A 26,778-nucleotide genomic window follows, 5' to 3' on the forward strand; every position below is an offset into this window, starting at 1 on the left:
GTCCATTCCGCTCCCGCACAATCTGTCTTTTGATGTCCCATCGGCGAACAGACAGGGCGCCCTCCGATGACCTTCATGCGGTGCGGAGCAGGATGCGTGCCAGTATCGTTAACGTTTGTTCACGCCTCGGGATCGTTAAGGTTAACAAATGGTTTACATTGCGTGCCGCTGAGGCCCGTGGCACATCGAAACCACTCCAAAACGGTCGTTCCAGCGGCGATCGGCAGCACTTCAGTCACGAGTTTACGAGGAACAGGGGACTCGACCGGCCGTTCAGGGGACACCTGAACGGCCTCTTTTTTGATTCGACCCTGTTCTGATTCGACCCTGTTCTGATTCGCCCCTTTTCGGCTGAGACGCTGTGGCGATTAGCCGTTTGTGATTCGAACGGGCGTGATCTACATGCTCGCCGAAACCCCAAGTCCCAGACCCCCGAAGGCGCATGAGCGAACCGGTAAGCCCCGCTGAAACCGAACCGCCACCCAACGAGGCGCCCGAGCCGCGGCGCCGCGAACCGGTGTTCAACCTGCCGCCGGTCGTGCTTGCGGTGATCGCCATTTGCGCGGTCGTTTATCTGCTGCAGGAATATCTGCTGAACGAGACGCAGCAGATGGTGCTGCTCTATGACGGTGCCTTCATTCCGGTGCTCTACACCGGCAAATATGGCTTCGACTGGTTCCTGTTCACGCGTCCGTTCACCTATGCGTTCATGCATGGTGGCATTGCCCATATCGCCATCAACATGATCTGGCTTGCGGCCTTCGGCTCGCCGCTCGCTAATCGCCTCGGCGCGCTGCGCTTCGCCATATTCTATGCTGTGACCGGGCTGGCTTCGGTTGTTCTGTTCTGGGTGCTGCATCCTTATGGCGAGATGCCGCTCGTCGGTGCATCGGGAGCGATTTCCGGCATGATGGGCGCGGCCGCGCGCTATGGCTTCCGCATCGACCGGTCATCCGGCAGGGCGGCCTTCGCCGGAGAGCCCCTGCCGATCGCGGCCGTGTTGCGCTCGCGCGGCGTCATGACCTTTCTCGGCGTCTGGATGGTGATCAACCTGGCCACCGGCCTGCTCGGCTTCGCGCCGGGCGTCGATGGCCAGATTGCCTGGGAAGCCCATATCGGCGGCTTTGTCGCCGGCTTTTTCGGATTGCGTTTCTTCGACCGCGGCTGGCTGCCGCCTAGTCCTTAGGCGCACTTGAAAAGCAACCAATCACGGCGCACGATGTTGCCATGCATGTCGCCCAAAAGTGCGCAGCGGTTTTGGGAAAACGACATGCATCAAAACACAAGCGCGCCTTGGCGCGCTTAGAGTCACCCAGTGTCTTCCTAGGGCGCAGGGGCTCAAAAGCCGGTTGAGGCGGGGAGCCGGCGTCAAAGGCAGTGGAGGACGCCATGACGGTTAAGGCAATTCTTGAAAGCAAGGGCCATGACGTGTTCACGCTCGGGCCCAATGAGAAACTCAGCGAGGCCATTCGCATGCTGGCCGAGCACAGGATCGGCGCGCTCGTCATCACCAATGGCGACCGAAAGATCGTCGGCATCCTCTCGGAGCGCGACATCGTCAAGGTCGTGGCCAGGGAAGGCGCCGCCGCGCTCGATATCCCCGTGCGCTCGGCGATGACGCCGAAAGTGAAGATCTGCAACGAAAACCACACGGTCAACGAGGTCATGGAGATCATGACGAGGGGCCGCTTCCGCCATCTGCCGGTGGAGAAAAACGGCCTGCTCGACGGCATCGTCTCCATCGGCGACGTGGTCAAGCGCCGCATCGAGGATGTCGAGCGCGAGGCTGAGGAGATCAAGCAATACATCGCCACCGCTTGATCTTGAGTGAAAACCGCCGGCTGTTGCCAGCCGGCGGCGTGGGCGCGTTCTATCGGTTGTCGAGCTCGGCGCGGACGAGTTGGAGCCCGCGTCGGGTGATGCGGTAAGGTCCCCCATCCGTCGAGGAAACCGCTTTCTTGCGCCTCAGTTTTCGAAAGAGTTCCAGATCGAAGCCCGGATAGCGCCAGCCGTCGCGGGTCAGGCACCGAACCTCGGCGATCTTCTTGTTCTCGCTCTTTTCGATTTCGATACGCCCGCCCTGCGCGAGCAGGATGCGCTGCTCCCCACAGCGCCGCGCGTCCTCTTGGACGCGCAAAAGGACGCTGTGGCACTATTGGTTGGCCCATGATCCTTTCCGAAAATCGGTTCCGATTTTCGGGGTCATGCGCTACGCGAAATGTCTATTGAATAAAGTCCGGGAAAAACAACAAAAGCCGCCGCCGCGAGACATCGCGGCACGGGATTTCAGGTTTTTCTGCCCTGCCTCGCCTACGAGGTCAGGGCTTCACCGGCACTGAGCGTAAGTGGACATCCACTCTCCATTGGGGTGGATGTCCTATAGGTGAACGTGGCGGAAAAGGCCAGAGAACGGCTTTGCGCTTGTCTCGCAAAGCGGTTTGCACTAGCGAAGTTTCACATCCAAATATGCGCCTCATGCATATCCGCGAATTTCTAGGTACATAGCCTCCATGAGCATCATCGACACCCGCACCCCCGACGCAAAACGTCTGATCCCCGGCGCCACCGGCGACTGGGAAATCATCATCGGGCTCGAAGTGCATGCGCAGGTGATCTCGCAGGCCAAGCTTTTCTCCGGCGCCTCGACCTCGTTCGGCGCCGCGCCGAACGCCAATGTCAGCCTGGTCGACGCGGCGATGCCCGGCATGTTGCCGGTCATAAACGAGGAATGCGTCAAGCAGGCAATCCGCACCGGGCTGGGCTTGAAGGCCGCGATCAACCACAAGTCGGTCTTCGACCGGAAGAACTATTTCTATCCGGACCTGCCGCAGGGCTACCAGATCTCGCAGTTCAAGCAGCCGATCGTTGGCGAGGGCAAGGTGATCGTCTCCGTCGGTCCCGATCGCCAGGGCGAGTTCGAGGACATCGAGGTCGGCATCGAGCGCCTGCACCTGGAGCAGGACGCCGGCAAGTCGATGCATGACCAGCACCCGACCATGTCCTATGTCGACCTCAACCGCTCAGGCGTCGCGCTGATGGAGATCGTCTCCAAGCCCGACATCCGCTCGGCCGAAGAGGCCAAGGCCTATGTCACCAAGCTGCGCTCGATCATGCGCTATCTCGGCACCTGCGACGGCAACATGGACGAAGGCTCGTTGCGCGCCGACGTCAACGTCTCGGTGCGCCGTCCGGGCGGCGAATTCGGCACGCGCTGCGAGATCAAGAACATGAATTCGATCCGCTTCATCGGCCAGGCGATCGAATACGAGGCGCGCCGGCAGATCGCCATTCTCGAGGACGGCGGCAAGATCGACCAGGAGACGCGCCTGTTCGACCCGAACAAGGGCGAGACGCGCTCGATGCGCTCCAAGGAAGAAGCGCATGACTATCGCTATTTCCCGGATCCCGACCTTTTGCCGCTGGAGTTCGACCAGGCCTATGTCGACGCGCTCGCCAAGGATCTGCCGGAACTGCCTGACGACAAGAAGGCGCGGTTGGTCGATGTGCTTGGGCTGTCCGCCTATGACGCCTCGGTGCTGGTTTCGGAAAAGCCGATCGCCGACTATTTCGAGAAGGTTGCCGCCGGGCGTGATGGCAAGCTCGCCGCCAACTGGGTCATCAACGATCTCCTGGGTCAGCTGAACAAGGCCGGCAAAGACATTGAAAATGCTCCGGTTTCGCCTGAGCAGCTGGGCGCTGTTCTCGACCTGATCAAGGAAGGCACCATTTCAGGCAAGATCGCCAAGGACCTGTTCGAGATCGTCTGGAACGAGGGTGGCGATCCGCGCCAGCTCGTCGAGAGCCGCGGCATGAAGCAGGTCACCGACACCGGCGCAATCGAGAAGGCGGTCGATGAGGTCATCGCCGCCAACCCGGACAAGGCCGAGCAGGCGCGCGCCAAGCCGACCATGGCCGGCTGGTTCGTCGGCCAGGTTATGAAGGCGACGGGCGGCAAGGCTAATCCGCAGGCGGTGAACGACCTCGTCAAGGCCAAGCTGGGTATCGAATAAGGCGATGTTCGTCCGCACCGCCAGCGAGCGCGATCTTGTTGCGGTCCACGCGCTGCTGGTCGAGACCTGGCATGCGACCTATGACGCCATCTACGGCGCCGAACGGGTTACGGCGATCACCGACGACTGGCATTCGATCGCCTCGCTCAAGGCGCGGCTGACGCGGCCCAATTCCGAGTTCCTGGTGGCTGACGACGGCAGGCGGCTCGGCGGCATGGCATTCGCCGCCGCCACCACCGACCCGAAGATCGTCCTCCTGAACCAGCTCTACGTGCATCCGGCCTGTCAGCGGCAGGGGATTGGCCAGTCGCTGCTCGACGAAGTCGAAGCCAGTTTTCCGGAGATGGATACGCTGCGCCTCGAAGTCGAGGAAGCGAATGCCGTGGCGATCGCCTTCTACGAGGCCAATGGATTCCGGCCGGCGGGCAGGACCGCCAATTGCGGTGGCAACTCGGGATTGCCCGCGCTCATCATGGAAAAACAGCTGGGCTAGAGGCACGCCTGTTCATCGCGCGGTTTTGATTTGATCGCGCCGATCCGCGCGATCAAGGCTGGTCGTCGCCGGCGTCGCAAACTCCACAAGGCAGAAGCGTCGCCGCAATGGGGGATTGCCATGCCGAGCCTGCCGGAACTGATGCCGACCGAAGTGTCGGACGAGACTTTTGGCGGCGTGACCTATCACGTCGCCGGCGAACTGGTGCCGGTGCTGTCGGTCGATGTGACCAACATGCCGGTCTATTTCGAGCACCACATCCTGCTCTGGAAGAACACCACCATCACCATCGGCCTGAAATCTCTGAAGGGCGCGCTGAAGCGCATGATCGCCGGCTTGCAAATCTTCGTCACCGAGGCGTCCGGGCCCGGCGTCATCGCCTTCAGCCGCGACGGGCCGGGCCATATCGTGCCGATCCATCTGCGGCGCGGCGAGGAGATCCAGGTGCGCGAGCACCAGTTCCTCGCCGCCACCGCCAGCGTCGATTACAGCTTCGAGCGGGTGCGCGGGCTGGGAACGATGCTGTTCGGCCAGAGCGGCTTCTTCATCGACCGTTTCCGTGGCGAGACAGGCGACGGCATCGTCTGGCTGCACGGCTATGGCAACGTCTTCGAAAAGGTGCTGGCGCCCGGCGAAACCATCGATGTCGAGCCAGGCGGCTGGCTGTTCAAGGACGCTTCGGTCAGGATGGATACAAGGATCGACAAGCTTTCCAGCGGCTTCTTCGGCGCCGCCATGAATTTCGTCGTCAATCGCTTCACCGGTCCCGGACGCGTCGGCATCCAGTCGATGTATCTGCATATGCCGTCGGAAGAGTAGGCATCACGGAGCGCAGCGGCGACAGCCCGCGGATCGTCAGCCGATCGAGGCCGCGAGCGCTCAGGCGGAGGGAATCTCCACATTGTCGATCAGCCGCGTCGTGCCGAGCCAGGCTGCCGCGAGCAGACGGCCGCCGCGGTTCCGCTGCCAGGGTGCAAGCGTGACGCTCGCGCGGGCGGCGACATAGTCGACCTTTCGAAAACCCGCGGAGATAAGCGCCTTTGCGGCATCTTCGGTGGCGGCCGCCTCATCCGTGCCGGTCGAAAGCGCCCCCGCCGTGCGGCGCAGGATCACGTTGAGCAGGCGCGCAACATCGAGCTCGGCTTCGCCCAGATAGGCATTGCGCGACGACATGGCGAGGCCGTGCGCGTCACGCACGGTCGGCGCGCCGACGATCTCGACGGGCAGGTCGAGATCGCGGCAGAGCTGCCTGACGACGCAAAGCTGCTGGTAGTCCTTCTCGCCGAACACCGCGAAATCGGGCGCAGCCTGCAGAAAGAGCTTGGCCACGACGGTCGCGACGCCGTCGAAGAAGCTCGGCCTGAAGTCTGTTTCGAGACCCGACGAGGGGCCGCCCACCGAGATCTTTGTGGCGAAGCCGGCGGGGTACATTTCGCCTACGCTCGGCGTGAAGGCGAGATGCGCGCCCGCCTCCCGCAACCGGTCGAGATCGCGGGCCAGCTGACGCGGATATTTGTCGAGATCCTCCGTCGGCGCGAACTGCGTCGGATTGACGAAGATCGACACGACGCAGCGGTCGGCCTGTTCGAGCGCGATCCTGACCAGCGAGATATGGCCGTCATGCAGCGCGCCCATGGTCGGCACCATGGCGACCCTGAGTCCGGCCCGGCGCCAGTCCTGGACCTGTGCGCGAAGGGCGGCGACGCTGTCGACGACGGTTGGGGCGTTCATGTCTCGTCCTTGCCGGATGTCGTGGTGAAGACGTGGTCGGGGCCGGGAAAGGCGCGGCTGCGCACCTCGGCCGCGTAGCGCGCCGCCGCATCGGCGATCACGCTGCGCAAATCCGCGTATTCCTTGACGAATATAGGAACGCGGTCGACCGTCATGCCGACCATGTCGTCGATCACCAGGATCTGGCCGTCGCAGTCGGCGCTCGCCCCGATGCCGATCGTCGGTATGGAAATATGACGGGTCAACTTCGCGGCCACGGCCTCCATCGTCCCCTCTATGACGACCGAGAAGGCGCCGGCCGTTTCCACCGCCTCGGCGTCGCGGAAGAGCGCTGCGATGTTCTCCTCCGTGCGACCCTTGATCTTGTAGCCGCCGTCCTTTTCCACCGACTGTGGCTGCAGCCCGATATGACCCATCACCGGTATTCCTTCGGCGACGATGGCCGAGATCTGGGCGGCCATGTCGACGCCGCCTTCGAGCTTCACGGCCTGGCAGCCCGTTTCCTCGACGATGCGCCTCGCGGATGTCGCAGCCTGCGCCGGCGAGTCCTCATAGCTGCCGGTCGGCATGTCAACCACGACGCAGGCCTTGGCCGAGCCGCGCATCACGGCCTGGCCGTGGGCGACCATCATCTCCAGCGAGGCGCCGAGCGTCGTGGCGTGGCCGTGCAGCACCATGGCGACGCTGTCGCCGACAAGGAGCAGATCGACATGCGGATCGAGAATCCGGGCAACCGGATAGGTATAGGCGGTGAGGCACACGATCGGCACGCCGCCCTTGCGGCGGCGAATATCCTCCGCGCTGATCCGATTGTCGGCGGCTGGAACCAATCGTCACCCCTCCCTCAAGGCGCGCCCGAAACGGACCGGTCGAGCTTTAGAAAGACAGGCCGCGCTTGGCAAGCCGAGCGGAGGTTGAGGGCTCTGCTGCATCGATTTAGCGCACGAAGCATTTACGTTCAGGGCATGGCAAAACCCTTGCCTTCGCGTTTGGGTGACGCCATAAGCAGGGGAAAGGCGCAGCCGCTGCCGCCGCGAGGATCTGGATGAAAACTTTCCTGCTGCAGTTTTTCACCTGGTGGAACAGCCAGACGCTCGGCACCCGCTTCCACACCTGGCGCTTCGGCAAGAAGGTCGGCGAAGACGAAGCCGGCAATGTCTACTATGAGGGCGGCGTCGATTCGGAAGGCCGCACCCGCCGTTGGGTGATCTACCGCGACTATTCGGAAGCCTCGAAGATCCCGCCGGGCTGGCACGGCTGGATTCATCACCGCGTCGACACGCCTCCCTCTAGCGAGAACTATAAGGCTCGCGAATGGCAAAAGCCGCATCGGGCGAACCTCACCGGAACGCCCGGCGCCTATCGGCCGCAAGGTTCGATCCTGACCAACCAGCATCGTCCGCAAGTGACCGGCGACTATGATGCCTGGACGCCGGGATCGTAATCCTCCGGATCGCGATCCAAAGCGCCGCTTCGATCCTTTATCGCCACAATTGGCGTTTAGCTGCTTGCTGACTGCGCAGCCATGACTAGCCTTGGGCATTGAAGAATCGCCAGGGCACAACCACCGGTACTTTTGCATGAGCTCTTCTAAGCAATTCCAGGAAAAGTGCGCAGCGGTTTTCCGTCCGGAATTGCGACCCAGGATTCCAGGCCATATCTCTAAGGCGCTGATAGCTGCGACGTCCGTTCTGGTTGCCTCCACGGCCGCTTTCGCCGCCGCGCAGGCGCCGGCCCCTGCGCCGGCGGCCGGCGACCGCATCACCAATGCGGTGGCCGAGTTCGCCGGCATCGACAAGATCACCGGCCGCATCATCACCTTCGACGTCTATGTCGACGAGACCGTGCAGTTCGGCGCTTTGCAGGTCACGCCCCGCGTCTGCTATTCGCGGCCGGATACGGAGCAGCCGAAGACCGATTCCTTCGTGGAAGTCGACGAAATCACGCTCGACCGCAAGATCCGCCGTATCTTCACCGGCTGGATGTTTGCCGAAAGCCCTGGTCTCAACGCCGTCGAGCACGCCGTCTATGACGTCTGGCTCAAGGGCTGCAAGCAGAAGTCGGACGTGCCGCCGCCGACCGCGGCAAAGGCCGAGACAGGCAAGTCGAAGACCCCGGCCGCCAAACCCAAGGCCTCGGCGGAGCCGGCCGACGCCGCGCCCGAACCGGCTGACGCTGCCCCCGAGCCGACCGACGACGATCCTTCCAGCACCAACTGATCCCGGAACCTGCCCGCCTTTGAGCCGTTCCAACTCGGCAAGGCGAGGAGGATTCCGCGATGACCACCACGAAGCCGATCATGGCCAACAAGCAGGAGCTTCTCGACATCGAGAGGGGCTTCTGGACCGGCGATTCCGCCTATTATGAAGCCAATGCCGATGTGGAATGCCTGGTGGCGTTCCCGCAATTGGCCAAGGCGATGACCAACTCCGAACTGGCAGGGACTGCCAGCAAACCCAACCGTTGGCGCGACCTCGACATCAAGCTGAAGGGCATGGTCGAGCCGGGCAGCGATATCGTCATGCTGACTTACGAAGCGCGCGCGACGCGCGAGAACGGCGAATCCTATGCCGCGCTGGTCAGCAGCGGTTATGTTCACCGCGCCGACGGCTGGAAGATGATGTTCCATGCCCAGACGCCGTTGGATGCGGCGCAGGGCTGACCTCAAGGATAGAAGACGGCCTCGCCCTTCAGCGCCTCGGCCAGCAGCTTCTCATACTGGCCGCGCGGCACGTCGACGGCGCCGAAGCGCTTCAGATGCTCGGTGGTGAACTGCGTGTCGAGCAGCGCGAAGCCGCGCGCCTTCAACCGCTCGACGAGATAATAGAGGCAGGTCTTCGAGGCATCGGTCTCCCTGGCGAACATGCTCTCGCCGAAGAACACACGCCCGAGCGAGACGCCGTAAAGGCCGCCGACCAAACGGTCTTCGCGCCAGGCTTCGACCGAATGGCAATGGCCAAGCCGATAGAGTTCCACATAGGCTTCGCGGATCGGCACGTTGATCCAGGTCGAGCGGCGCTCTTCGCGCTTCTCGGCGCAGCCGTCGATCGTCGCCTCGAAATCGAAATCGTAGCGGATCTCGAACGGATGCTTGCGGATCGTCTTCTTGAGGCTGCGCGGTGTATGGAAGCCGTCCAGCGGAATGATGCCGCGCGTTTCCGGCCGCACCCAGAACACTTCCGGGTCGTTGGCGCTCTCGGCCATCGGGAAGACGCCCGAGGCATAAGCCCTGAGCAGCAGGTCGGTCGGGATGCGATAGCCTGGCGCGTAGGGGCGGGTCATCGCATCCCCGTGCTATTCATCCTTGGCCAGGTATTTTTCCAGCCAGTGGATATCGTAGTCGCCATTGGCGATGTCCGGATTGCCGACAAGGTCGCGGAACAGCGGCAGCGTTGTCTTGATGCCGTCGACGACGAATTCGTCGAGCGCGCGGCGCAGCCGCATCATGCACTCGACGCGGTTGCGGCCATGCACGATCAGCTTGCCGATCAGGCTGTCATAGTAGGGCGGGATTTTATAGCCGGAATAGACACCGGAATCGACGCGGATGCCAAGGCCGCCTGGCGTATGGAAATGCGTGATCGTGCCGGGCGATGGCGTGAAGGTGCGCGGGTCCTCCGCGTTGATGCGGCACTCGATGGCATGGCCGTTGAACTTGATGTCTTCCTGCCTGACCGACAGCCCGGCGCCGGAAGCGACACGGATCTGCTCATGCACGAGGTCGATGCCGGTGATCGCTTCCGTGACCGGATGCTCGACCTGCAGGCGGGTGTTCATCTCGATGAAATAGAACTCGCCATTCTCATAAAGGAACTCGATCGTGCCGGCTCCGGAATAGCCGAGATCCGCGATGGCCTTGGCGCAGATGCCGCCGATGCGCGAGCGCTCTTCGGTGTTGAGCGCGGGGGAGTTGGCTTCCTCCCAGACTTTCTGGTGACGACGCTGCAGCGAGCAGTCGCGTTCGCCGAAATGCACGCCTCGGCCGGCGCCGTCGCCGAACACCTGCACCTCGATATGGCGCGGCTTCTCCAGATATTTCTCGATATAGACGGCGTCGTCGCCGAAGGCCGCGCCCGCTTCCGACTTTGCCGTCTGCAGCGCGACTTCGAGGTCGGCTTCGGTGTGCGCCACCTTCATGCCGCGGCCACCACCGCCGGCCGAGGCCTTGATGATCACCGGATAGCCGATTTCGGCGGCGACGCGCTTGGCTTCCTTGTCGTCGCTGATCGCGCCATCGGAGCCGGGCACGACGGGAATGCCGAGACGCTTTGCCGTGCGCTTGGCCTCGATCTTGTCGCCCATGATGCGGATATGATCGCCGGAGGGGCCGATGAAGGTGATGTTGTGCGCGGCGAGGATATCGGCGAACTTGGCGTTTTCGGAAAGGAAGCCGTAGCCCGGATGCACGGCATCGGCGCCGGTGATCTCGCAGGCGGCGACGATCTGATGGATGTTGAGATAGCTTTCCCGCGACGGCGGCGGGCCGATGCAGACACTCTCGTCAGCGAGCCGCACATGCATGGCGTCGGAATCCGCGGTCGAGTGGACCACCACCGTCTGGATGCCGAGCTCCTTGCAGGCGCGCAGCACCCGGAGCGCGATTTCGCCGCGATTGGCGATGAGGATCTTCTGGAACATCTCTTGGCTGTTCCTACTCGAGGACTACCAGCGGCATTCCGTACTCGACCGGCTGGGCATCCTCGATGAGGATCGCCGTCACCGTGCCGGCGCGCGGCGAAGGAATCTGGTTCATCGTCTTCATCGCTTCGATGATGAGTAGCGTCTGGCCTTCCTTCACTTTCTGGCCGATCTCGACGAACGGCTTGGCGTCGGGCGAGGGCGCCAGATAGGCGGTGCCCACCATCGGCGAAGGCACGGCGTTCTTGGACGGATCGGCGGGCGCCACGGAGGCGACCGCGGCCGGCTGAGCCGCAGCGGCGACGGGAGCGGCGATCGCGGGCAGGGGCGCGGCGACCGCGTGGACAGCCTGCGACTGGCGCGACACGCGCACTTTCAGATCGCCGAGTTCGACCTCGATCTCGGTCAGATTGGTGTCGTTCAGGATGCCTGCCAGATCGCGGATCAGCTGCTGGTCAACACCGGTCTTTTTTATGGACATTTTCGAGCCTTCTGTTTGGGGGCCGGTCACAGGCGTGCCGCCAGTGCCTGCAGCGCGAGCGTGTAGCCGAGCGGCCCGAACCCGCAGATCATGCCGACGGCGACCGGCGCGACCATGGAGACGTGGCGGAAGGGCTCCCGCGCGTGGATGTTGGAAAGATGGACTTCCGCGACGGGCAGCGGCGCGACTGAGCGGATGGCGTCGTGGATGGCGATCGAGGTGTGGCTGTAGGCGCCGGGATTGATGACGATCCCTGCAGCCTTCTCGCCTGCTTCCTGAATCCAGTCGACCAGATCGCCCTCATGATTGGACTGGCGAAAATCGATCTCGAACCCGAGCGCGGCGCCCGCCGCCTTGCAGTCCTCGGCGATGGCCGCAAGCGTCTTGCCGCCATAAATTCCCGGCTCGCGTTTGCCGAGCGCATTGAGATTGGGACCGTTGAGGACGAAAATCGTTTTCAATATGCCGACCTTGTTTCACGCCGGCTACGAGCCGGCGCACTGGGCCTCTATAATGGGCATAGCCGCCCGCGAAAAGAGCGCAAGTGCGTTCTTGCGCTGTCCACAGCGGCCGGCTTTTGCATCCGCAAGCGCTTAGAGCGCGCTCTTGGCTTCTTCAATCTTTTCCGCCAGAACCTGCTGGCCGAGCGCTCCGAAGATCACCTCGTTGCCGACCACATAGGACGGCGTGCCCGTAATCGACAGTTTCGTCGCAAGATCGTAGGTACGCGAAAGCGTCTCCGCGATGCTCGGATCCTTCATCTTTTCGCGCAGCGTCGCCTCGTCGGCGCCGAGCGAAAGCGCCACTTTAATGGCGGTTGCTTCGGTGGCGCGGCCCTGGCCGCCGAGCAGCGCGGTGTGGAATTCGCCGTATTTCTCCGGATGCATCAAGTGGAACGCCATCGAGACGACGCTGGCCTTCTGCGAATCCGGGCTGAGGATCGGGAACTCCTTGAGCACGAAGCGCAGGTCAGGGTCGGCCTTGGTCAGTGCCTTCATGTCCTCGATGGCGCGTTTGCAGAAACCACAATTGTAGTCGTAGAACTCGACGATCGTGACCTTGCCCGTCGGGTTGCCGACGACGCCGTCGAAGGTCGAGTTGAAGATCTCGTCCTTGGAATTCTTGATGACGCCGAGCGCGGCAAGCCGCTGCTCTTCCTTCTGCTTGGCTTCGAGCGCGTCCTGCACCTCGAGCAGCACTTCCGGGTTCTTCAAGAGATAATCGCGGATGATGCCCTCGACTTCCTTGCGGTCGATCTTGGTATCGGCGGCCGCCTTGGTGTCGGTGGAGGACGTCACCTGGGCCACCTGCACGGTGTCGGCCTTCGCGGCCTGTGGATTTCCTGCCACGAAACCGAAGGCCAGCATGCCGAGCGCCACCGCCAGACCGCCGGCACTGCCAAGCAGGATTGCCTTGTTCATGATCGTCGTCCCTTTGCCTGTTCCGGTCCGCCTTCGTCGTCGCCGACGTCCGGGAGGTTCATTTGAGTTTATTAGACGGTGTATAGTTTATAATATCCTGAGCGCGCACCCAGCGGGGTTCGCCGCGCTTCAATTTCTGTTGAGCGCGCATGGCGAAGATCTTCGCATTCTTGTAGTCGCCCGCATAGTAATGGCCCTCTGCGGTGGCGAGATCGGCGGCCGGAATGTCGCCCTGTTCTCCATAGGCCTGCGCCAGGAAGCGATAGGCCTCGGCATTCTCCTTGTCCCGCCCGACGCCGTTATTGAGCTGGACCACGGCCTGTTTCAGCGAATCGGGCGTGCCCACCGCCATCAGCGCCTGGCCGAGCGAGACCAGCAGCAGTCCGGAGTGCGCGGGATCGAGGCTCACCGCCTTGGCATAGGCGTCCGCCGCGTCCTTCGGCTTGTTGGCCTTCATCAGGATATCGCCGCGCAGCTCATGGAAATACGGGTTCTTCGGCTGCTCCTTGATCAGCGCCGCCGTCTTGATCAGCGCGGCGCCCGGATTGCCGTAGAGATAGGTCTGCTGCGCATCGCCGTAGCGCGAGGCAAGGCTGGTCGGGTTCTTGCGCATCAGCCGCGCGACGGCCGCCTGGCCCTGCATGTAAGCGGCGATCTTGATGCGCATCATGTCGTGCCGCTGCTGCAGCGCCGGCGGGTCGACAACGTTGACGAAGGGGCTCTGCTTGACCAGCACTTCAAGGTTGGCGATGCGCTCCTGCGGCATCGGATGGCTGATCCGGTAGGGGTCCACCTGGGTGCCGGCGAGCGACAGCGCGCTCTGGAAGCGGCCGAAGGTCTTGAGCATGCCCATGCCGGACTGGCCGGTGGCGTTGAGATAGGTGATCGCCGAACGGTCGGCGGTGATCTCTTCGGTGCGCTGATAGGCGAGGATCGACCGCTGCGCCATCTCGCCGCCCCCGGCGGCGACGCCCATGCCGGCGCCCGCCAGGCCCTTGCTGCTGGTGGTGGCGCCGGCAACTATGGCGCCGGCGCCGAGCAGCGTGGCGATGATGGCCATTGTCTTGGCGCGGTCGAGCTGATCGCGCAATTTCTGCTGATGTCCGCCCGCGATATGGCCGGCCTCGTGCGCGATGACGCCGATGATCTCGTTCGGCGTTTCGGCGGTCACCAGCGCACCGGTATTGATGAACAGGCGCCGCCCGGTGACGAAAGCGTTGAAACTCGGATCATTGACCAGAACAATGTCGATGCCGTCATTGGCAAGCCCCGCGGCCTTGAAGATCGGCCGGGCGTAGTCGCGCACCAGCGCCTCGATCTCGGCGTCGCGCACCACTGGCACGCCTTGCGCGAAGGCACTGACCGAGCTCGATATGGCAACGGCGGCGGCAAGCATAAGCGTCGCAAAGCCGCGCGCGGTTCGGCTGAGGGAGGTCGATCTGCCAATCGATGGTCGGAGTCGGCTCAACATAGGTCCACTGGTAGACGAGCGGGCGAAAGATGAAAAGTCGGCGCCGGCAACTTCCTGCGCCCTTGTGATCCCCACATCAATCGGGCATTTGTGCGGCGCTGCCCCTTTAACCAGGGCAGTTCAAGGCAAGTCTGCGCTGCTTGCGTGCGGAATTCACCGAAATAGGGCAGTTGGAAGAGGTCAAATGGTCGTTTCGCTTTCGCGCCGGGGGGAGGTCGAGCCCTTCCACGCCATGGACATCCTGGCCGAAGCCAACCGGCTGAAGGCCACCGGCGTGCCCGTGGTGTCGATGGCCGTCGGCCAGCCATCGGATCCCGCGCCGGCCGGAGTCCGCGCGGCAGCGGCCGCGGCCCTCAGGCACGGCCGCATTGGCTACACCGATGCCTTGGGCCTAGCCGAGCTGCGCAAGGCGATCGCCGAGCACTATGGCGAGCATTACGGGATTGACGTCGCGCCGTCCCGTATTGCCGTCACGACCGGCTCGTCGGCCGCCTTCAACCTCGCTTTCCTGGCCATGTTCGATCCGGGCGATCGCGTCGCCATCGCCGCGCCCGGCTATCCGGCCTACCGCAACATCATGGCGGCGCTCGGCATCGAGATCGTCGAGATCGAGCTCGGCGCGGACGCCTATCTGCATGCCGATCACCTGAAGGGCGCGCATCGCGATAAGCCGCTGAAGGGCGTGCTGTTCGCCAGTCCCGCCAATCCGACCGGCGCGGTGATCCCCGCCGACGAACTTGCGGCCCTGGTAAAGACGGCCGAGGAACTCGATATCGCCGTCATCTCCGACGAAATCTACCACCGGCTGGCCTATGCGGCGCCCGATGTCACCGCGCTGGCGCACGGCGCCGGCGTGATCGTCATCAACTCCTTCTCGAAATACTATTGCATGACCGGCTGGCGCATCGGCTGGATGGTGCTGCCTGAGGAACTGGTGCGGCCGGTCGAGCGCATCGCCCAAAGCCTCTATATCTCGCCGCCGGAATTGTCGCAGATCGCCGCGACCGAGGCCTTCAAAGCCACGGAGGAGCTGGAAAAGGTGAAGGCGCGCTATGCCTGGAATCGCGACCTTCTGATGAAGCGCCTGCCGGAGGTTGGTTTCGCGCTGGCCGCGCCCATGGACGGCGCCTTCTACGCCTTCTGCGATGTCACCCGCCACACCAATGACAGCATGGCCTTCGCCCGCAAGATGCTGGCCGAGGCGCATGTCGCGGCCACACCTGGCCGCGATTTCGACCCGTTGCAAGGGCATCGCACCATGCGCTTTTCCTATGCCGGCAGCCATGAAGACATGGTCGAGGCGCTGGCCCGTATCGAACGCTGGCTGAAATAGAAGCCATGCCGGACCTCGAGCAAGCATTGGCGGAAGTCGCCGCCGAAATGGCTGAGCGCACCGATCGCGGCAAGGTGGCGACCTACATCCCGCAGCTCGGCAAGGTCGATCCGAAGAGATTCGGCATCGCCGCCGTGACCAATGATGGCCGCGTCATCCTTGCCGGCGATGCCGATCAGCCCTTTTCGATCCAGAGCGTTTCGAAGGTCTTCACCCTCACGCTGGCGCTGGGCAAGATCGGCGATGCGCTCTGGCAGCGCGTCGGCCGCGAGCCGTCCGGCAATCCGTTCAACTCGATCGTCCAGCTCGAGCATGAGAATGGCATTCCACGCAATCCGTTCATCAATGCCGGCGCCATCGTTGTCTCGGACGTGCTGCTCGCGGGCCATCAGCCGCGCGAGGCGATCGGCGAGATCCTGCGCTTTATCCAATTCCTCGCCGATGACGAGACGATCATCATCGACCGCGAAGTGGCGGCATCCGAGCGGGCCACCGGCTACCGCAACTTCGCTCTGGCCAACTACATGAAATCCTTTGGCAATCTCCATCATGAGCCGGAACTGGCGCTGGGTGTCTATTTCCACCATTGCGCCATCGCCATGAGCTGCCGTCAGCTCGCCATGGCGGGACGATTTCTGGCCAATGGCGGCCGAAACCCGGCGACCGGGCACTCGGTCGTGTCGGCCGAGCGGGCGCGCCGCATCGGCGCGCTGATGCTTACCTGCGGCCATTATGACGGTTCCGGCGATTTCGCCTTCCACGTCGGCATTCCCGGCAAAAGCGGCGTAGGCGGCGGCATTCTCGGCATCGTGCCCGGCGTGGCTTCGCTGGCGGTTTGGTCGCCCGGTCTCAACGAGAACGGCAACTCCAAGCTCGGCTCCATCGCTCTGGAGAAGCTCGCCCGGATGATGAACTGGTCGATTTTCGCGCCTTAAAACAATGCCCCTTCGCGGAAATGAAAAATCCCGCGCCAGGTGCGGCGCGGGATTCTCTCAGAAGAACAGTCTAACGAACTGAAAGGTTTAGAAAAAACCCTTGCGCTGCCACCAGCCGGCGCGCTTCGGCTTGTCCTCGGCCTTGGCCTCGTCGGACACGTTCGAGGATACGACGGGAACAACCGGCGCATCGATCGACTGCGGCTTGCGCCGCGTTGGATGCGCGTTGGCGGCAGGTTCCGCCTCGGTCGCCGCGGGAGCGGCAGGTGCCGGCTCAGGAGCGGCATGTGCCGGCTCCGGCTCGACCGCCACGGGCGCGACCTGGGCTTCCGCCACGGGTTCGGACACCGTCTCGGCCACGGCTTCCTCGGCGGCTTTCTTGGCGCGCGAACGGCGGGGCTTCTTTGGCTTTTCGACCGCCTCGGCATCGTCATTGGCGGCCGCGGGAGCAGCAGGCTGCTCGGGCGCGGCTGCTACTGCCGGCTCGCCTGCGGCGTCCTCGTCTTCCGCCGCTTCGTCCTCGACGTCGCCGGCGACGGCCTCTGAAGTCTCGTCCTCGCGGCGATTGCGCTTGCCGCCGCGCTTGCCGCGCCGGCGCTTCTTGCCGGCGCCGTCCTCGGCGGTCACCGCCACGGCTTCGCCGCTGGCGGTCGCCTCCTGGGCTGCTTCTTCCGGTGCATCCTCGGCATGGTCGCTGGTTTCGCCAGCTTCCGCTGGCGCAGCCGTGACATCCCCATTTTGCTCGCGGTCGCGGTCCCTGCCGCCACGCCGCCGCCGGCGCTTGCGACGCTTGCGATCACGGCCTTCACCGTCCTCGGACCGCTGTTGGTGCTGGCCCTGCTGCTGCGGGCGCGGCTGTTCGGCCTGCACCGCGACCTCTTCTTCTTCCTCGATGACGATCTCGTCCTCTGGCTCTTCCGGCTCGACATAGGCCGGCAGGCTGCGCACCTCGACGAAACCTTCCGGCTTCTCGGCGATGGCGCCGCGGAAGATCGCGTAATGCTGGGTGCCGAGCGTTTCATCGGCCTCGATCGTGATCGTCAGGCCGAAGCGGGCCTCCAGCTCAACCAGGTTGGCGCGTTTGTGGTTCAGCACATAAAGCGCCGTCGCGGCCGGCGTGCGCACGATGATGTGGCTGCGCGAATCCTTGAGCAGGAATTCCTCGATCGCTCGCACCACCATCAGCGCCACGGAAGAATCGGAGCGCACATGGCCGGTGCCGCCGCAATGCGGGCAGGGCTTCATCGTCGATTCCAGCACGCTGGCACGGATGCGCTGGCGCGACATTTCCATCAAGCCGAAATGCGAGATGCGGCCGACCTGGATGCGGGCGCGGTCGTTCTTGAGGTGATCCTTCAGCCGCTTCTCGACAGCGCGGTTGTTGCGATTCTCCTCCATGTCGATGAAGTCGATGACGATGAGACCGGCAAGGTCGCGCAGTCTCAACTGGCGCGCGACCTCCTCGGCCGCCTCCAGATTGGTGTGGAGCGCGGTTTCCTCGATCGAATGCTCCTTGGTGGAGCGGCCGGAGTTGACGTCGATCGAGACCAGCGCCTCGGTCTGGTTGATGATGATGTAGCCGCCGCTCTTCAGCGTCACCTGCGGCTGCAGCATGCGGTCGAGCTGCGCCTCGATGCCGTTGCGCACGAAGATCGGCGTGGTGTCGCGGTAGGGCTGAACCACCTTGGCGTGGCTCGGCATCAGCATGCGCATGAAGTCCTTGGCCTCGCGGTAACCGTCCTCGCCGGAGACCAGGATCTCGTCGATATCCTTGTTATAGAGGTCGCGCACCGAGCGCTTGATCAGGCTGCCTTCCTCGTAGACGAGGGCAGGGGCCGTGGATTGCAGCGTGAGGCTGCGGACGTTCTCCCAAAGCCGCATCAGATATTCATAGTCGCGCTTGATCTCGGCCTTGGTGCGGCTTTCACCGGCGGTGCGCAGGATGACACCCATGCCCTGCGGCACGTCGAGGTCGCTCACGACCTCCTTCAGCCGCTTGCGGTCCTGGGCGTTGGTGATCTTGCGCGAGATGCCGCCGCCGCGCGCGGTATTCGGCATCAGCACCGAATAGCGGCCGGCAAGTGAAAGATAGGTGGTGAGCGCGGCGCCCTTGTTGCCGCGCTCTTCCTTGACCACCTGCACCAGAAGGATCTGGCGGCGCTTGATGACTTCCTGGATCTTGTACTGGCGGCGCACCGGCTTGCGGCGATTGCGGATTTCCTCGAGCGCGTCCTCGGCGCCGACCGACTCGACCTCGTGCTCGTCCGAATGCGAGGCCGAGACATCCTCCAGCATGCCGCGATCGTTGTCGCTGGCGGCTTCGCCGCTCTGCTCGGGCAGATCCGCCTGCGGGACCGCCTCGGAAATCACGTCGGCTTCCACGCTCGCGGCAATCGAGGTGGCGCCACCTTCGGACGGCTTGCCGTCCTCGTCGTCCGCTGCCTGGTCGCCGCCAATCTCGGCGGCAGGCTCTTCAGCCGTTTCCTGGTCGGTTTCGACTTCGACGGCTTCGGCGACGATCGAGGCATCTTCTGGCGAGGCATCGACGGTCGCGCCGCCAGCTTCCTCACTCCCGGCGGGCTCGGCGGCGGGTTGTTCGAGGGCTGCGGGCTCAGCCGGGCTTTCCTCGTTTTCCGAGGAAGCGTGTCTGTGCTCGCCGCGGTCGCGGTTCTTGCCGCCGCGCCGACGGTTGCGCCGGCCGCCGCGATCGCGCGCCTGCTGCTCTTCGCCGTTCTCCGCTTCCTCGTCGTCGTCCTCGGCCTCCTGCGCTTCGGCGCGCAGCAGAGCCTGACGGTCGGCTACCGGGATCTGATAATAGTCGGGATGGATTTCACTGAAGGCGAGGAAACCGTGACGGTTGCCGCCATACTCGACAAAGGCTGCCTGGAGGGAAGGTTCGACGCGGGTTACGCGGGCGAGATAGATGTTTCCTTTGAGCTGCTTCTTGTCCTGGGATTCAAAGTCGAATTCTTCGATGCGGTTACCGCGAACGACGACAACGCGTGTTTCCTCCGGGTGGGAGGCGTCTATCAGCATCTTGTTGGGCATTATCTTGTTTCCTGCCGGCAGCCGACGGCCGCAGCTGGCGTGGCAATGCCCGCCGCTGTGCGCCTGTATCTGTGTGCATGCCGGATAATTGAATGTCCGCCAGCCGCCGCTTGAGCGCAATGGCGGTGCCGCCCGCAGCCATTATGGCGCGGTTTGATGCGGACCTTTCCATGATTGCGCTTGAAGCCATCGGCACCCAGCAGAACCTTTTGAACCAAAGCCCGGGCTGAGCCGGACCAGCTTGTTTGCTCACGAAGAGCCGGCGCGGGGCAACCCGGCCGTTTTCCTCACGCAAGCGATTCCCCCGCCACGGGAGCACGCCTGCGAAAATCGTCGCGACCACCTGAGCCTGGAAGGATAACGGAGCCGCCTTTGCATCCGACCTTTGGCAGGAAACTGCTGAGGCGAGCGGTTCCAGGATTGCAGTGATCCAACGTCGCTTTTATGATTTGGCGGGATGGAAGGCAACCCCGATTTCCGATGCCGGCAAAAAGCGCTTCCGTTAGGGAAGGTGGCCTTGGGCATCACCGCATGAAAGGCTTGGTTAACCTTCTCTGAATACCAATCGTTAATCGAATTGGCGGCCTGACGGGCACTCTGTGAGAAGATCGGGCGCATGCGTCAAACCGGGAGCGACGGACAAGAGATGGGACTGGCGGGCAGCGCGGACAAGAGGGGCGGGGCCGCGGCGCATTTCACGCGCATGGTCTGGGCCGCCTCGCTGCTGGCGCTGCTGCTTTGTTTCGCGGCCGCCGCGCGCGCCGACGCCCCGCTTGGCGCTACCGGCTACAAGATGGCCGGCGACGCCACCAAGATGCGCATCGTCGTTAATTTCGACCGCGAGCCGGACATCAAATGGTTCTTGTTGCGAGGCCCCGATCGCCTGGTCGTCGACCTGCCGCGCACGCGATTCGCTCTCGACGCCAAGGATGTGAAGCCGCGCGGCCTTGTGCGGGCCGTCCGCTACGGCGACCAGGGACATGGTTCGCGACTGATCCTGACCGGCAAGGGTCCTTTCGTCGTCGACAAGCTCGATGTGCTCAAGAATGACGACGGCAGCGGCTACCGCATCGCCATCGATATGTCGGCCGCCTCCGAACGAGAGTTCGACGAGGCGCTCGCCAACCAGTCGCTGACCACCGGTTCGACGGTCTCCACCGAAAAAGGCGAGCGGGTCGGCACCGGGCCGGTCTCGGCGCCCGGCCATCGCTTCACGGTGGTGATAGACCCCGGCCATGGCGGCGTCGATGGCGGCGCCGAAAGCTCGGCCGGCACGGTCGAGAAGGACGTCACGCTCGCTTTTGCCAAGGAATTGCGCGACAAGCTGGCTACGGTCGGCAAATACGATGTCTTCATGACACGCGACGACGACGTGTATCTGGCGCTTGACGAGCGCGTGCGGATCGCGCGCCAGCACGAGGCGGATCTCTTGATCTCGATCCATGCCGATACGATCGCCGTCAAAGGTCTTCGCGGCGCCACGGTCTACACGCTCTCGGACAAAGCCTCAGATCCCGAGGCCCAGGCGCTCGCCGATCGCGAGAACCTCTCCGATCAGTTTGCGGGGATGAAGATCGAGGACGACAACAAGGAAGTCACCGACATCCTGATCGACCTGATCCGCCGGGAAACGCATGGCTTCTCGATGAGCTTCGCCCATACGCTGGTAGGCCAATTGTCGACCAGTGTCGGCCTCATCAACAATCCGCAACGCTCGGCCGGCTTCAGGGTGCTCAAGGCTCCGGACGTGCCGTCCGTTCTGGTCGAGCTTGGCTACCTCTCCAACAGCAAGGACGAGGCACAGCTGCTCAACGCCGACTGGCGCGGCAAGGCGGCGCAAAGCATAACCAACGCGGTCGCCCTGTTTGCCGCGGCCAAGACCGGAACGGCGACGGGCGGTTGACCGGCTGTGCCCGCTCACAACCACCGGGCGTCTACAACCACAAGCAGCCGTTGCATGACGACAACACCCGGCGTTATTATTCAATAACCGAGACCTCAAATTTCGCGCTGCCGTATTTTGTCCACATGGTGGCGACATGGGTCTTTGATTGCGGATTGGGACCGCCCCGGGAAGCTTGCGCGACTGTCGGCTTCGTTTAGGAAAATCCCGAACCTCGGACTGGAGCGGGTATGATTCGTCTCATCGGCTATTTCTTTGGCATCGGCACGACGCTGGCGTTGCTGGTGGCGGCCGGCCTTGCCATCTATATCAGCCATGTCGCGAAGGACCTGCCCGACTACGAGGTTCTGGCCAAATACGAGCCGCCGGTGACGACGCGCATTCACGCCTCCGACGGCTCGCTGATGGCGGAATATGCGCGCGAGCGGCGCCTCTATCTGCCGATCCAAGCCATCCCGGACCGCGTCAAGGCCGCCTTCATGTCGGCCGAGGACAAGAATTTCTACAACCACCCCGGCATCGACATCACCGGCCTTGGCCGCGCCATCATCGTCAACCTGCAGAATCTGGGCTCGGGCCGGCGCCAGGTCGGCGCTTCGACCATTACCCAGCAGGTGGCGAAGAACTTCCTGCTCACCTCGGACCAGACCTACGAGCGCAAGATCAAGGAGATGATCCTGGCCTTCCGCATCGAGCAGGCCTATTCCAAGGACCGCATCCTCGAACTCTATCTCAACGAAATCTTCTTCGGCTTCGGCGCTTATGGCGTCGCGGGTGCGGCGCTCACCTATTTCGACAAGTCGGTCAACGAACTGACGGTCGCGGAAGCCGCCTATCTCGCCTCGCTGCCCAAGGGCCCGAACAATTATCATCCTTTCAAGCATGCTGACCGGGCGATCGAGCGCCGCAACTGGGTCATCGACCAGATGGTCGAGAATGGCTACGTCACCCGCGAGGAGGGCGCCAAGGCCAAGGCCGAGCCGCTCGGCGTGACGCCGCGCCGCAACGGATCCTATCTGTTTGCCGGCGAGTATTTCACCGAGGAAGTCCGCCGCCAGATAATTGCCCGCTACGGCGAGAACGCGCTCTACGAGGGTGGCCTGTCGGTGCGCACCACGCTCGATCCGAACATCCAGCTCATCGCCCGCAAGTCGCTGCAGAATGGCCTGCTCAAATACGACATGCTGCGCGGCTACCGCGGTCCGGTCACACATATCGACATTTCCGGCGACTGGGGCGTTCCGCTCGGCAATGTGAAAGGTCTCGAGGACGTACCGGAATGGACGCTGGCCGTGGTGCTCGACAGTTCGGATGCCGGCCTGACCATCGGCCTTCAGCCGGCGCGCCAAGTCTCCGGCGATCTCGTCAAGGATCGCGTCCAGGGCACCGTCAGCAAGGACGACATGGGCTTCGCCATGCGCCATTTCGTCAACGGCAAGTCCGTCAGGGCGAAGTCGCCTGCGGAAGTACTGGAGCCCGGCGACGTCGTCTTCGTGCAGAAGAACGATGGCTCCGACAACACCTATATGCTGCGCCAGGTGCCCGAGGTCGAAGGTGGTCTCGTCGCCATGGATCCGCATACCGGCCGCGTGCTCGCCATGGTCGGCGGCTTCTCCTATGCGCAGTCCGAGTTCAACCGCGCGACCCAGGCGATGCGCCAGCCCGGCTCCTCGTTCAAGCCGATCGTCTATTCGGCCGCGCTCGACAATGGCTATACGCCGGCCTCGGTGATCATGGACGGCCCGATCACCATCCAGAGCGGCAACACCACTTGGACGCCGAAGAACTATGACGGCACGGTCGCTGGCCCGGCCACCTTGCGCTCCGGCATCGAGAAGTCTCGCAACCTGATGACAGTGCGGCTTGCCAACGATATGGGCATGAAGCTGGTCGTGGAATATGCCGAGCGCTTCGGCGTCTACGATCACCTGGCGCCCTATCTGCCGATGGCGCTGGGCTCCGGCGAGACGACCGTCATGCGCATGGTGTCGGCCTATTCAATCATGGCCAATGGCGGCAAATCGATCAAACCTTCGCTCATCGACCGCATCCAGGACCGCTACGGCAAGACGGTGTTCAAGCAGGACGAGCGCGGCTGCGAGGGCTGCAACGCCACCGAATGGAAGAACCAGCCCGAGCCGGAACTGGTCGACAATTCCGAGCAGGTGCTCGACCCGATGACGGCCTACCAGATCACCTCGATGATGGAAGGCGTGGTGCAGCGCGGCACCGGCGCCACCATCGGCGAGCTCGGCCGCCACATCGCCGGCAAGACCGGCACTACCAACGACGAAAAGGACGCCTGGTTCATCGGCTTCACGCCAAACCTCGTCGTCGGTCTCTACATGGGCTACGACACGCCGCGCGGCCTCGGCAAGGGTGCCACGGGCGGCGGTCTCGCCGCGCCGATCTTCAAGGACTTCATGCGCGTGGCGCTCGACGGCAAGCCGAACACCGACTTCCAGGTTCCGGACGGCATGAAGCTCATCGCCATCAACCGCAAGACCGGCATGCGTGCCGCCGAAGGCGATCCCAACACCATCGTCGAGGCGTTCAAGCCGGGCACCGGCCCGGCCGACAGCTACTGGGTGATCGGCATGGGCGCGGATGGCTCCAACGGTTCGGGTGGCGCGCTGTCGCCACAAGCCAACCAGGCCATCCAGGACGGCGGCGGCGGGCTCTACTGACGTCTCGATAGCGCTCGAATGGGCTGGCGGGACCGCCGGCCCATTTCGCTTTACAGGCGGCGATGCCGTGCCTATGTATCGCGCCTATTCCGAAAAGACCGAAGAAAACAGGACCGAACGAAAAGCCATGCGCGCGGAAACGCAAAACATTGTCGACGAGATCAGGCAGGCGATAACCCTGCTGAGGAGGCATCTTTGACTGGGATCAGGCTGTAAAGAGGCTTGAATACCTGAACTCGCGCGCCGAGGATTCCAGCCTCTGGAATGATCCGATCGAAGCGCAGAAGCTGATGCGGGAGCGCCAGGAGCTCGAGGACGGTATCGCCGCCGTCAAGGGGCTGACCCAGGCATTGGAAGACAATATCGGCCTGATCGAGCTCGGCGAGGAAGAGGGCGACGACGGCATCATCGCCGAAGCGGAGGCTGCGCTGCGCTCGATGCAGGGCGAGGCGAAAGCCCGTCAGGTCGAGACGCTGCTCTCCGGCGAAGCCGACGCCAACGACACCTATCTCGAAATCCATGCCGGCGCGGGCGGTACCGAAAGCCAGGACTGGGCTTCGATGCTGTTGCGCATGTACACGCGCTGGGCCGAGCGCCGCCGCTTCAAGGTCGAGGTGCTGGAAGTCCATGACGGCGAAGAGGCGGGCATCAAATCCGCAACCGTGCTGATCAAGGGCCACAACGCTTATGGCTGGCTGAAGACCGAATCCGGCGTCCACCGCCTGGTGCGCATCTCGCCTTACGACAGCAATGCGCGGCGCCACACCTCCTTCGCCAGTGTCTGGGTCTATCCCGTTATCGACGACTCGATCGAGATCAATGTTTCCGAATCCGACGTGCGCATCGACACCTATCGTTCCTCGGGCTCGGGCGGCCAGCACGTCAACACCACCGACTCGGCGGTCCGCATCACCCATCTCGCGACCGGCATAGCGGTTGCCTGTCAGGCCGAGCGCTCGCAGCACAAGAACCGCGCCAAGGCCTGGGAAATGCTGCGCTCGCGTCTCTACGAGGAAGAGCTGAAGAAGCGCGAGGCGGTCGCCAACGCCACGGAGGCGTCGAAGAGCGACATCGGCTGGGGCCACCAGATCCGCTCCTACGTGCTGCAGCCCTATCAGCTCGTGAAGGATCTGCGCACCGGCGTTGAAAGCACCTCGCCGTCGAGCGTGCTCGACGGCGACCTCGACGAGTTCATGGAAGCCTCGCTGTCGCATCGCATCGAGGGCGGCGCGGGCGAAGCGGTGGCGGACCTGGATTAGGGTCCTGGCGCCGCATGGAGGAGCCGGTGACACGCAATCTTACCGGGAAATGCTTCTGCGGCGCCGTTCACTATGAAGTGGCGGACGAATTCGCCTATGCCGCGAACTGCCACTGCTCCAATTGCCGGCGCACGACGGGTTCCGCGTTCAAGCCCTTCGCCGGCATCGAGCGCGGCAAGTTCCGTCTCACCGCGGGCGATGACAGGCTGCTGATTTTCGGCGATAAGAGCGGCCATGACGCGCATTGCGGCCGATGCGGCTCGCTGCTCTATTCGCTGGTCCGCGACGGTGCCTATGTCCACGTCGCGATGGGAACCTTGGTCGATGATCCGAGCATACGGCCGACCGCGCACATCTTTGTCGGCTCCAAGGCGAAATGGTTCACAATCGCCGACGACTTGCCGCAGTATGATGGGCATGTTCCCGGCTGAACGTCCGGAACCAGCTTGAGCCGTTTCCCGTTGTCGGGCACCGGCACCGTGCGGCTAACCGGTCGTTAGCCAGGCCGGCGCACGGTTCGGGATGGCAGAGGCTGGTGCAAAACGCCGCATCGCCGTTGCAAGCGGTTGCTTGCGTCAGTCGAGGAATCAGCCCAGTTTTCGTGCTGGGCTTAAAAGCATTTATGGCCGGCTGCGGCATATCTGCGACCGACGATCCGGCCACTGGGAAGACACGTTCCGGGAACGGGCAAGCGAAAACGCTTGATGCTCGAAAGGAACGCTCGATGTCTGCTGCCACATCAAGATCGGCCCAAGCCGTTCGACCGGCTGGCCGACTTTTGTTCTCCCTCTTCGCTGTTGGGGCCATCTCGGTGCTGGCGCCGCCGGCCATCGCGCACGACGCCCAACCGACGGCCGCCATGCCGCAAGGCTGGAAATACCCCTTTGCCTGCTGTGCCAACTTCGATTGCAAGGAAGTGCCGCAGTCATCGATCAGCGAGCGGCCCGAAGGCTATGTCATAAAAGGCACGGGCGAGGTGGTGGCCTATAGCGACAAGCGGATCAAGAATTCGCCCGACGGCGAGTATCACTGGTGCGCGCATCAGGCCGGGCTCGACGCCGGCAAGACCATCTGCCTGTTCGTGCCGCCGCCCTCTTACTAGCGCAATCCAGGAAAAGTGTGAGCGGTTAGGCTTGGCCTCTTCGCCATAGTATTCCGTCCGGAATTGCGTGGAAACAAAGATATAGAGTGGTTCGCCGTTTCCGTGAAACGGTGAAACTCTCTAGCCTTCGAGCGCGCCGGCATCCCTGCCGAAGCTGCTGACGGACAGTTGTCAGGACTGCTTCTTTATGTTGCCTTGCCACCGAGCAGTTCCAGGAAAAGTGCGTAGCGCTTTTCCGTTCGGAATTGCCTGCAATATGGGCGCGG

The 26,778-nt window shown here is 63.4% G+C and carries 26 protein-coding genes; 16 read left to right on the forward strand and 10 right to left on the reverse strand.

Annotated features, from left to right (window positions below; genetic code table 11):
• Positions 1–442 precede the first annotated feature (442 nt).
• Together DPM35_RS25590 and DPM35_RS25595 are read left to right on the forward strand one after the other, a co-directional pair.
• Entirely contained in the window at positions 443–1,186 is a 744-nt protein-coding gene (locus DPM35_RS25590) for a rhomboid family intramembrane serine protease (protein WP_112129975.1), read from the forward strand.
• Between the two features lie 203 nt (positions 1,187–1,389).
• Entirely contained in the window at positions 1,390–1,821 is a 432-nt protein-coding gene (locus DPM35_RS25595; protein ID WP_112130040.1) for a CBS domain-containing protein, read from the forward strand.
• A 49-nt stretch (positions 1,822–1,870) separates the two neighbouring features.
• On the opposite strand, the gene DPM35_RS25600 is transcribed toward DPM35_RS25595, so the two are convergent.
• Positions 1,871–2,137, reverse strand: coding sequence for a YjhX family toxin (locus DPM35_RS25600; protein WP_112129976.1), 267 nt, complete (start codon positions 2,135–2,137; stop codon positions 1,871–1,873).
• A gap of 373 nt (positions 2,138–2,510) precedes the next feature.
• Here DPM35_RS25600 and gatB point away from each other — a divergent pair, with 373 nt between their 5' ends.
• From gatB to DPM35_RS25615, 3 genes are all read left to right on the forward strand, one after another.
• Positions 2,511–4,010, forward strand: coding sequence for an Asp-tRNA(Asn)/Glu-tRNA(Gln) amidotransferase subunit GatB (gene gatB, locus DPM35_RS25605; RefSeq protein WP_112129977.1), 1,500 nt, complete (start codon positions 2,511–2,513; stop codon positions 4,008–4,010).
• A 4-nt stretch (positions 4,011–4,014) separates the two neighbouring features.
• Positions 4,015–4,503, forward strand: a complete 489-nt coding sequence (locus DPM35_RS25610) for a GNAT family N-acetyltransferase (protein ID WP_112129978.1) — start codon at positions 4,015–4,017, stop codon at positions 4,501–4,503.
• Positions 4,504–4,623: 120 nt separating this feature from the next.
• Positions 4,624–5,322, forward strand: a complete 699-nt coding sequence (locus DPM35_RS25615; RefSeq protein WP_112130041.1) for an AIM24 family protein — start codon at positions 4,624–4,626, stop codon at positions 5,320–5,322.
• 60 nt (positions 5,323–5,382) lie between these two features.
• Here the strand turns inward: DPM35_RS25615 and panC are convergent, their stop codons facing one another.
• Both panC and panB read right to left on the reverse strand, forming a co-directional pair.
• Positions 5,383–6,234 (reverse strand): pantoate--beta-alanine ligase, encoded by an 852-nt coding sequence (panC, locus tag DPM35_RS25620; RefSeq protein WP_112129979.1) that lies wholly within the window; start codon positions 6,232–6,234, stop codon positions 5,383–5,385.
• Positions 6,231–7,064 (reverse strand): 3-methyl-2-oxobutanoate hydroxymethyltransferase, encoded by an 834-nt coding sequence (panB, locus tag DPM35_RS25625; protein WP_112129980.1) that lies wholly within the window; start codon positions 7,062–7,064, stop codon positions 6,231–6,233. Before panB ends, panC begins: the two co-directional genes overlap by 4 nt.
• Positions 7,065–7,279: 215 nt before the next feature.
• On the opposite strand from panB, the gene DPM35_RS25630 reads away from it, so the two are divergent.
• From DPM35_RS25630 to DPM35_RS25640, 3 genes are all read left to right on the forward strand, one after another.
• Positions 7,280–7,678 carry an NADH:ubiquinone oxidoreductase subunit NDUFA12 gene (locus DPM35_RS25630; RefSeq protein WP_112129981.1) on the forward strand — a complete coding sequence of 133 codons (399 nt, stop codon included), beginning with the start codon at positions 7,280–7,282 and terminating at the stop codon, positions 7,676–7,678.
• A 136-nt stretch (positions 7,679–7,814) separates the two neighbouring features.
• Positions 7,815–8,453, forward strand: a complete 639-nt coding sequence (locus DPM35_RS25635) for a DUF2155 domain-containing protein (RefSeq protein WP_112129982.1) — start codon at positions 7,815–7,817, stop codon at positions 8,451–8,453.
• 59 nt (positions 8,454–8,512) lie between these two features.
• Entirely contained in the window at positions 8,513–8,896 is a 384-nt protein-coding gene (locus DPM35_RS25640; protein WP_112129983.1) for a hypothetical protein, read from the forward strand.
• 2 nt (positions 8,897–8,898) lie between these two features.
• Here DPM35_RS25640 and aat read toward each other — a convergent pair whose 3' ends face one another.
• The 6 genes from aat to DPM35_RS25670 form a co-directional block, all read right to left on the reverse strand.
• Positions 8,899–9,516, reverse strand: a complete 618-nt coding sequence (gene aat / locus DPM35_RS25645) for a leucyl/phenylalanyl-tRNA--protein transferase (protein WP_112129984.1) — start codon at positions 9,514–9,516, stop codon at positions 8,899–8,901.
• A 12-nt stretch (positions 9,517–9,528) separates the two neighbouring features.
• Complete coding sequence (accC, locus tag DPM35_RS25650) at positions 9,529–10,872, reverse strand: acetyl-CoA carboxylase biotin carboxylase subunit (RefSeq protein WP_112129985.1); 1,344 nt, start codon at positions 10,870–10,872, stop codon at positions 9,529–9,531.
• A 13-nt stretch (positions 10,873–10,885) separates the two neighbouring features.
• Positions 10,886–11,353 carry an acetyl-CoA carboxylase biotin carboxyl carrier protein gene (accB, locus tag DPM35_RS25655; RefSeq protein WP_112129986.1) on the reverse strand — a complete coding sequence of 156 codons (468 nt, stop codon included), beginning with the start codon at positions 11,351–11,353 and terminating at the stop codon, positions 10,886–10,888.
• A 26-nt stretch (positions 11,354–11,379) separates the two neighbouring features.
• Positions 11,380–11,814 carry a type II 3-dehydroquinate dehydratase gene (aroQ, locus tag DPM35_RS25660; protein WP_112129987.1) on the reverse strand — a complete coding sequence of 145 codons (435 nt, stop codon included), beginning with the start codon at positions 11,812–11,814 and terminating at the stop codon, positions 11,380–11,382.
• A gap of 132 nt (positions 11,815–11,946) precedes the next feature.
• Complete coding sequence (locus DPM35_RS25665; protein ID WP_112129988.1) at positions 11,947–12,774, reverse strand: DsbA family protein; 828 nt, start codon at positions 12,772–12,774, stop codon at positions 11,947–11,949.
• Between the two features lie 58 nt (positions 12,775–12,832).
• Complete coding sequence (locus DPM35_RS25670) at positions 12,833–14,245, reverse strand: M48 family metalloprotease (protein WP_112129989.1); 1,413 nt, start codon at positions 14,243–14,245, stop codon at positions 12,833–12,835.
• A gap of 184 nt (positions 14,246–14,429) precedes the next feature.
• On the opposite strand from DPM35_RS25670, the gene DPM35_RS25675 reads away from it, so the two are divergent.
• Both DPM35_RS25675 and DPM35_RS25680 read left to right on the forward strand, forming a co-directional pair.
• Positions 14,430–15,578 (forward strand): pyridoxal phosphate-dependent aminotransferase, encoded by a 1,149-nt coding sequence (locus tag DPM35_RS25675; protein WP_112129990.1) that lies wholly within the window; start codon positions 14,430–14,432, stop codon positions 15,576–15,578.
• 5 nt (positions 15,579–15,583) lie between these two features.
• Positions 15,584–16,513, forward strand: coding sequence for a glutaminase (locus DPM35_RS25680; RefSeq protein WP_181592134.1), 930 nt, complete (start codon positions 15,584–15,586; stop codon positions 16,511–16,513).
• An 87-nt stretch (positions 16,514–16,600) separates the two neighbouring features.
• Here DPM35_RS25680 and DPM35_RS25685 read toward each other — a convergent pair whose 3' ends face one another.
• Complete coding sequence (locus tag DPM35_RS25685) at positions 16,601–19,561, reverse strand: ribonuclease E/G (RefSeq protein WP_112129992.1); 2,961 nt, start codon at positions 19,559–19,561, stop codon at positions 16,601–16,603.
• Positions 19,562–19,653: 92 nt separating this feature from the next.
• Between DPM35_RS25685 and DPM35_RS32555 the strand changes: the two genes are divergently transcribed.
• The 6 genes from DPM35_RS32555 to DPM35_RS25710 all read left to right on the forward strand — a co-directional run bounded on the left by DPM35_RS32555 (position 19,654) and on the right by DPM35_RS25710 (position 26,512).
• Positions 19,654–19,791 (forward strand): hypothetical protein, encoded by a 138-nt coding sequence (locus DPM35_RS32555; protein WP_181592135.1) that lies wholly within the window; start codon positions 19,654–19,656, stop codon positions 19,789–19,791.
• A 473-nt stretch (positions 19,792–20,264) separates the two neighbouring features.
• Complete coding sequence (locus DPM35_RS25690; protein WP_245431641.1) at positions 20,265–21,464, forward strand: N-acetylmuramoyl-L-alanine amidase; 1,200 nt, start codon at positions 20,265–20,267, stop codon at positions 21,462–21,464.
• A 230-nt stretch (positions 21,465–21,694) separates the two neighbouring features.
• A complete protein-coding gene (locus DPM35_RS25695) occupies positions 21,695–24,151 on the forward strand; it encodes a penicillin-binding protein 1A (protein ID WP_112129994.1) in 2,457 nt (818 codons plus the stop codon).
• Between the two features lie 127 nt (positions 24,152–24,278).
• Positions 24,279–25,410, forward strand: a protein-coding gene (prfB, locus tag DPM35_RS25700) for a peptide chain release factor 2 (protein ID WP_112130042.1) whose coding sequence is annotated in 2 segments (ribosomal slippage) — positions 24,279–24,344 and positions 24,346–25,410 — 1,131 coding nt in all. Because the reading frame shifts where the segments join, the coding sequence is not laid out codon by codon here.
• Between the two features lie 14 nt (positions 25,411–25,424).
• Entirely contained in the window at positions 25,425–25,841 is a 417-nt protein-coding gene (locus DPM35_RS25705; protein ID WP_181592136.1) for a GFA family protein, read from the forward strand.
• Between the two features lie 293 nt (positions 25,842–26,134).
• Positions 26,135–26,512 carry a hypothetical protein gene (locus DPM35_RS25710; protein WP_112130044.1) on the forward strand — a complete coding sequence of 126 codons (378 nt, stop codon included), beginning with the start codon at positions 26,135–26,137 and terminating at the stop codon, positions 26,510–26,512.
• The last annotated feature ends 266 nt before the right edge of the window (positions 26,513–26,778 follow it).

This window comes from Mesorhizobium atlanticum, assembly GCF_003289965.1.
GTDB classification, from domain to species: Bacteria; Pseudomonadota; Alphaproteobacteria; order Rhizobiales; family Rhizobiaceae; genus Mesorhizobium; species Mesorhizobium atlanticum.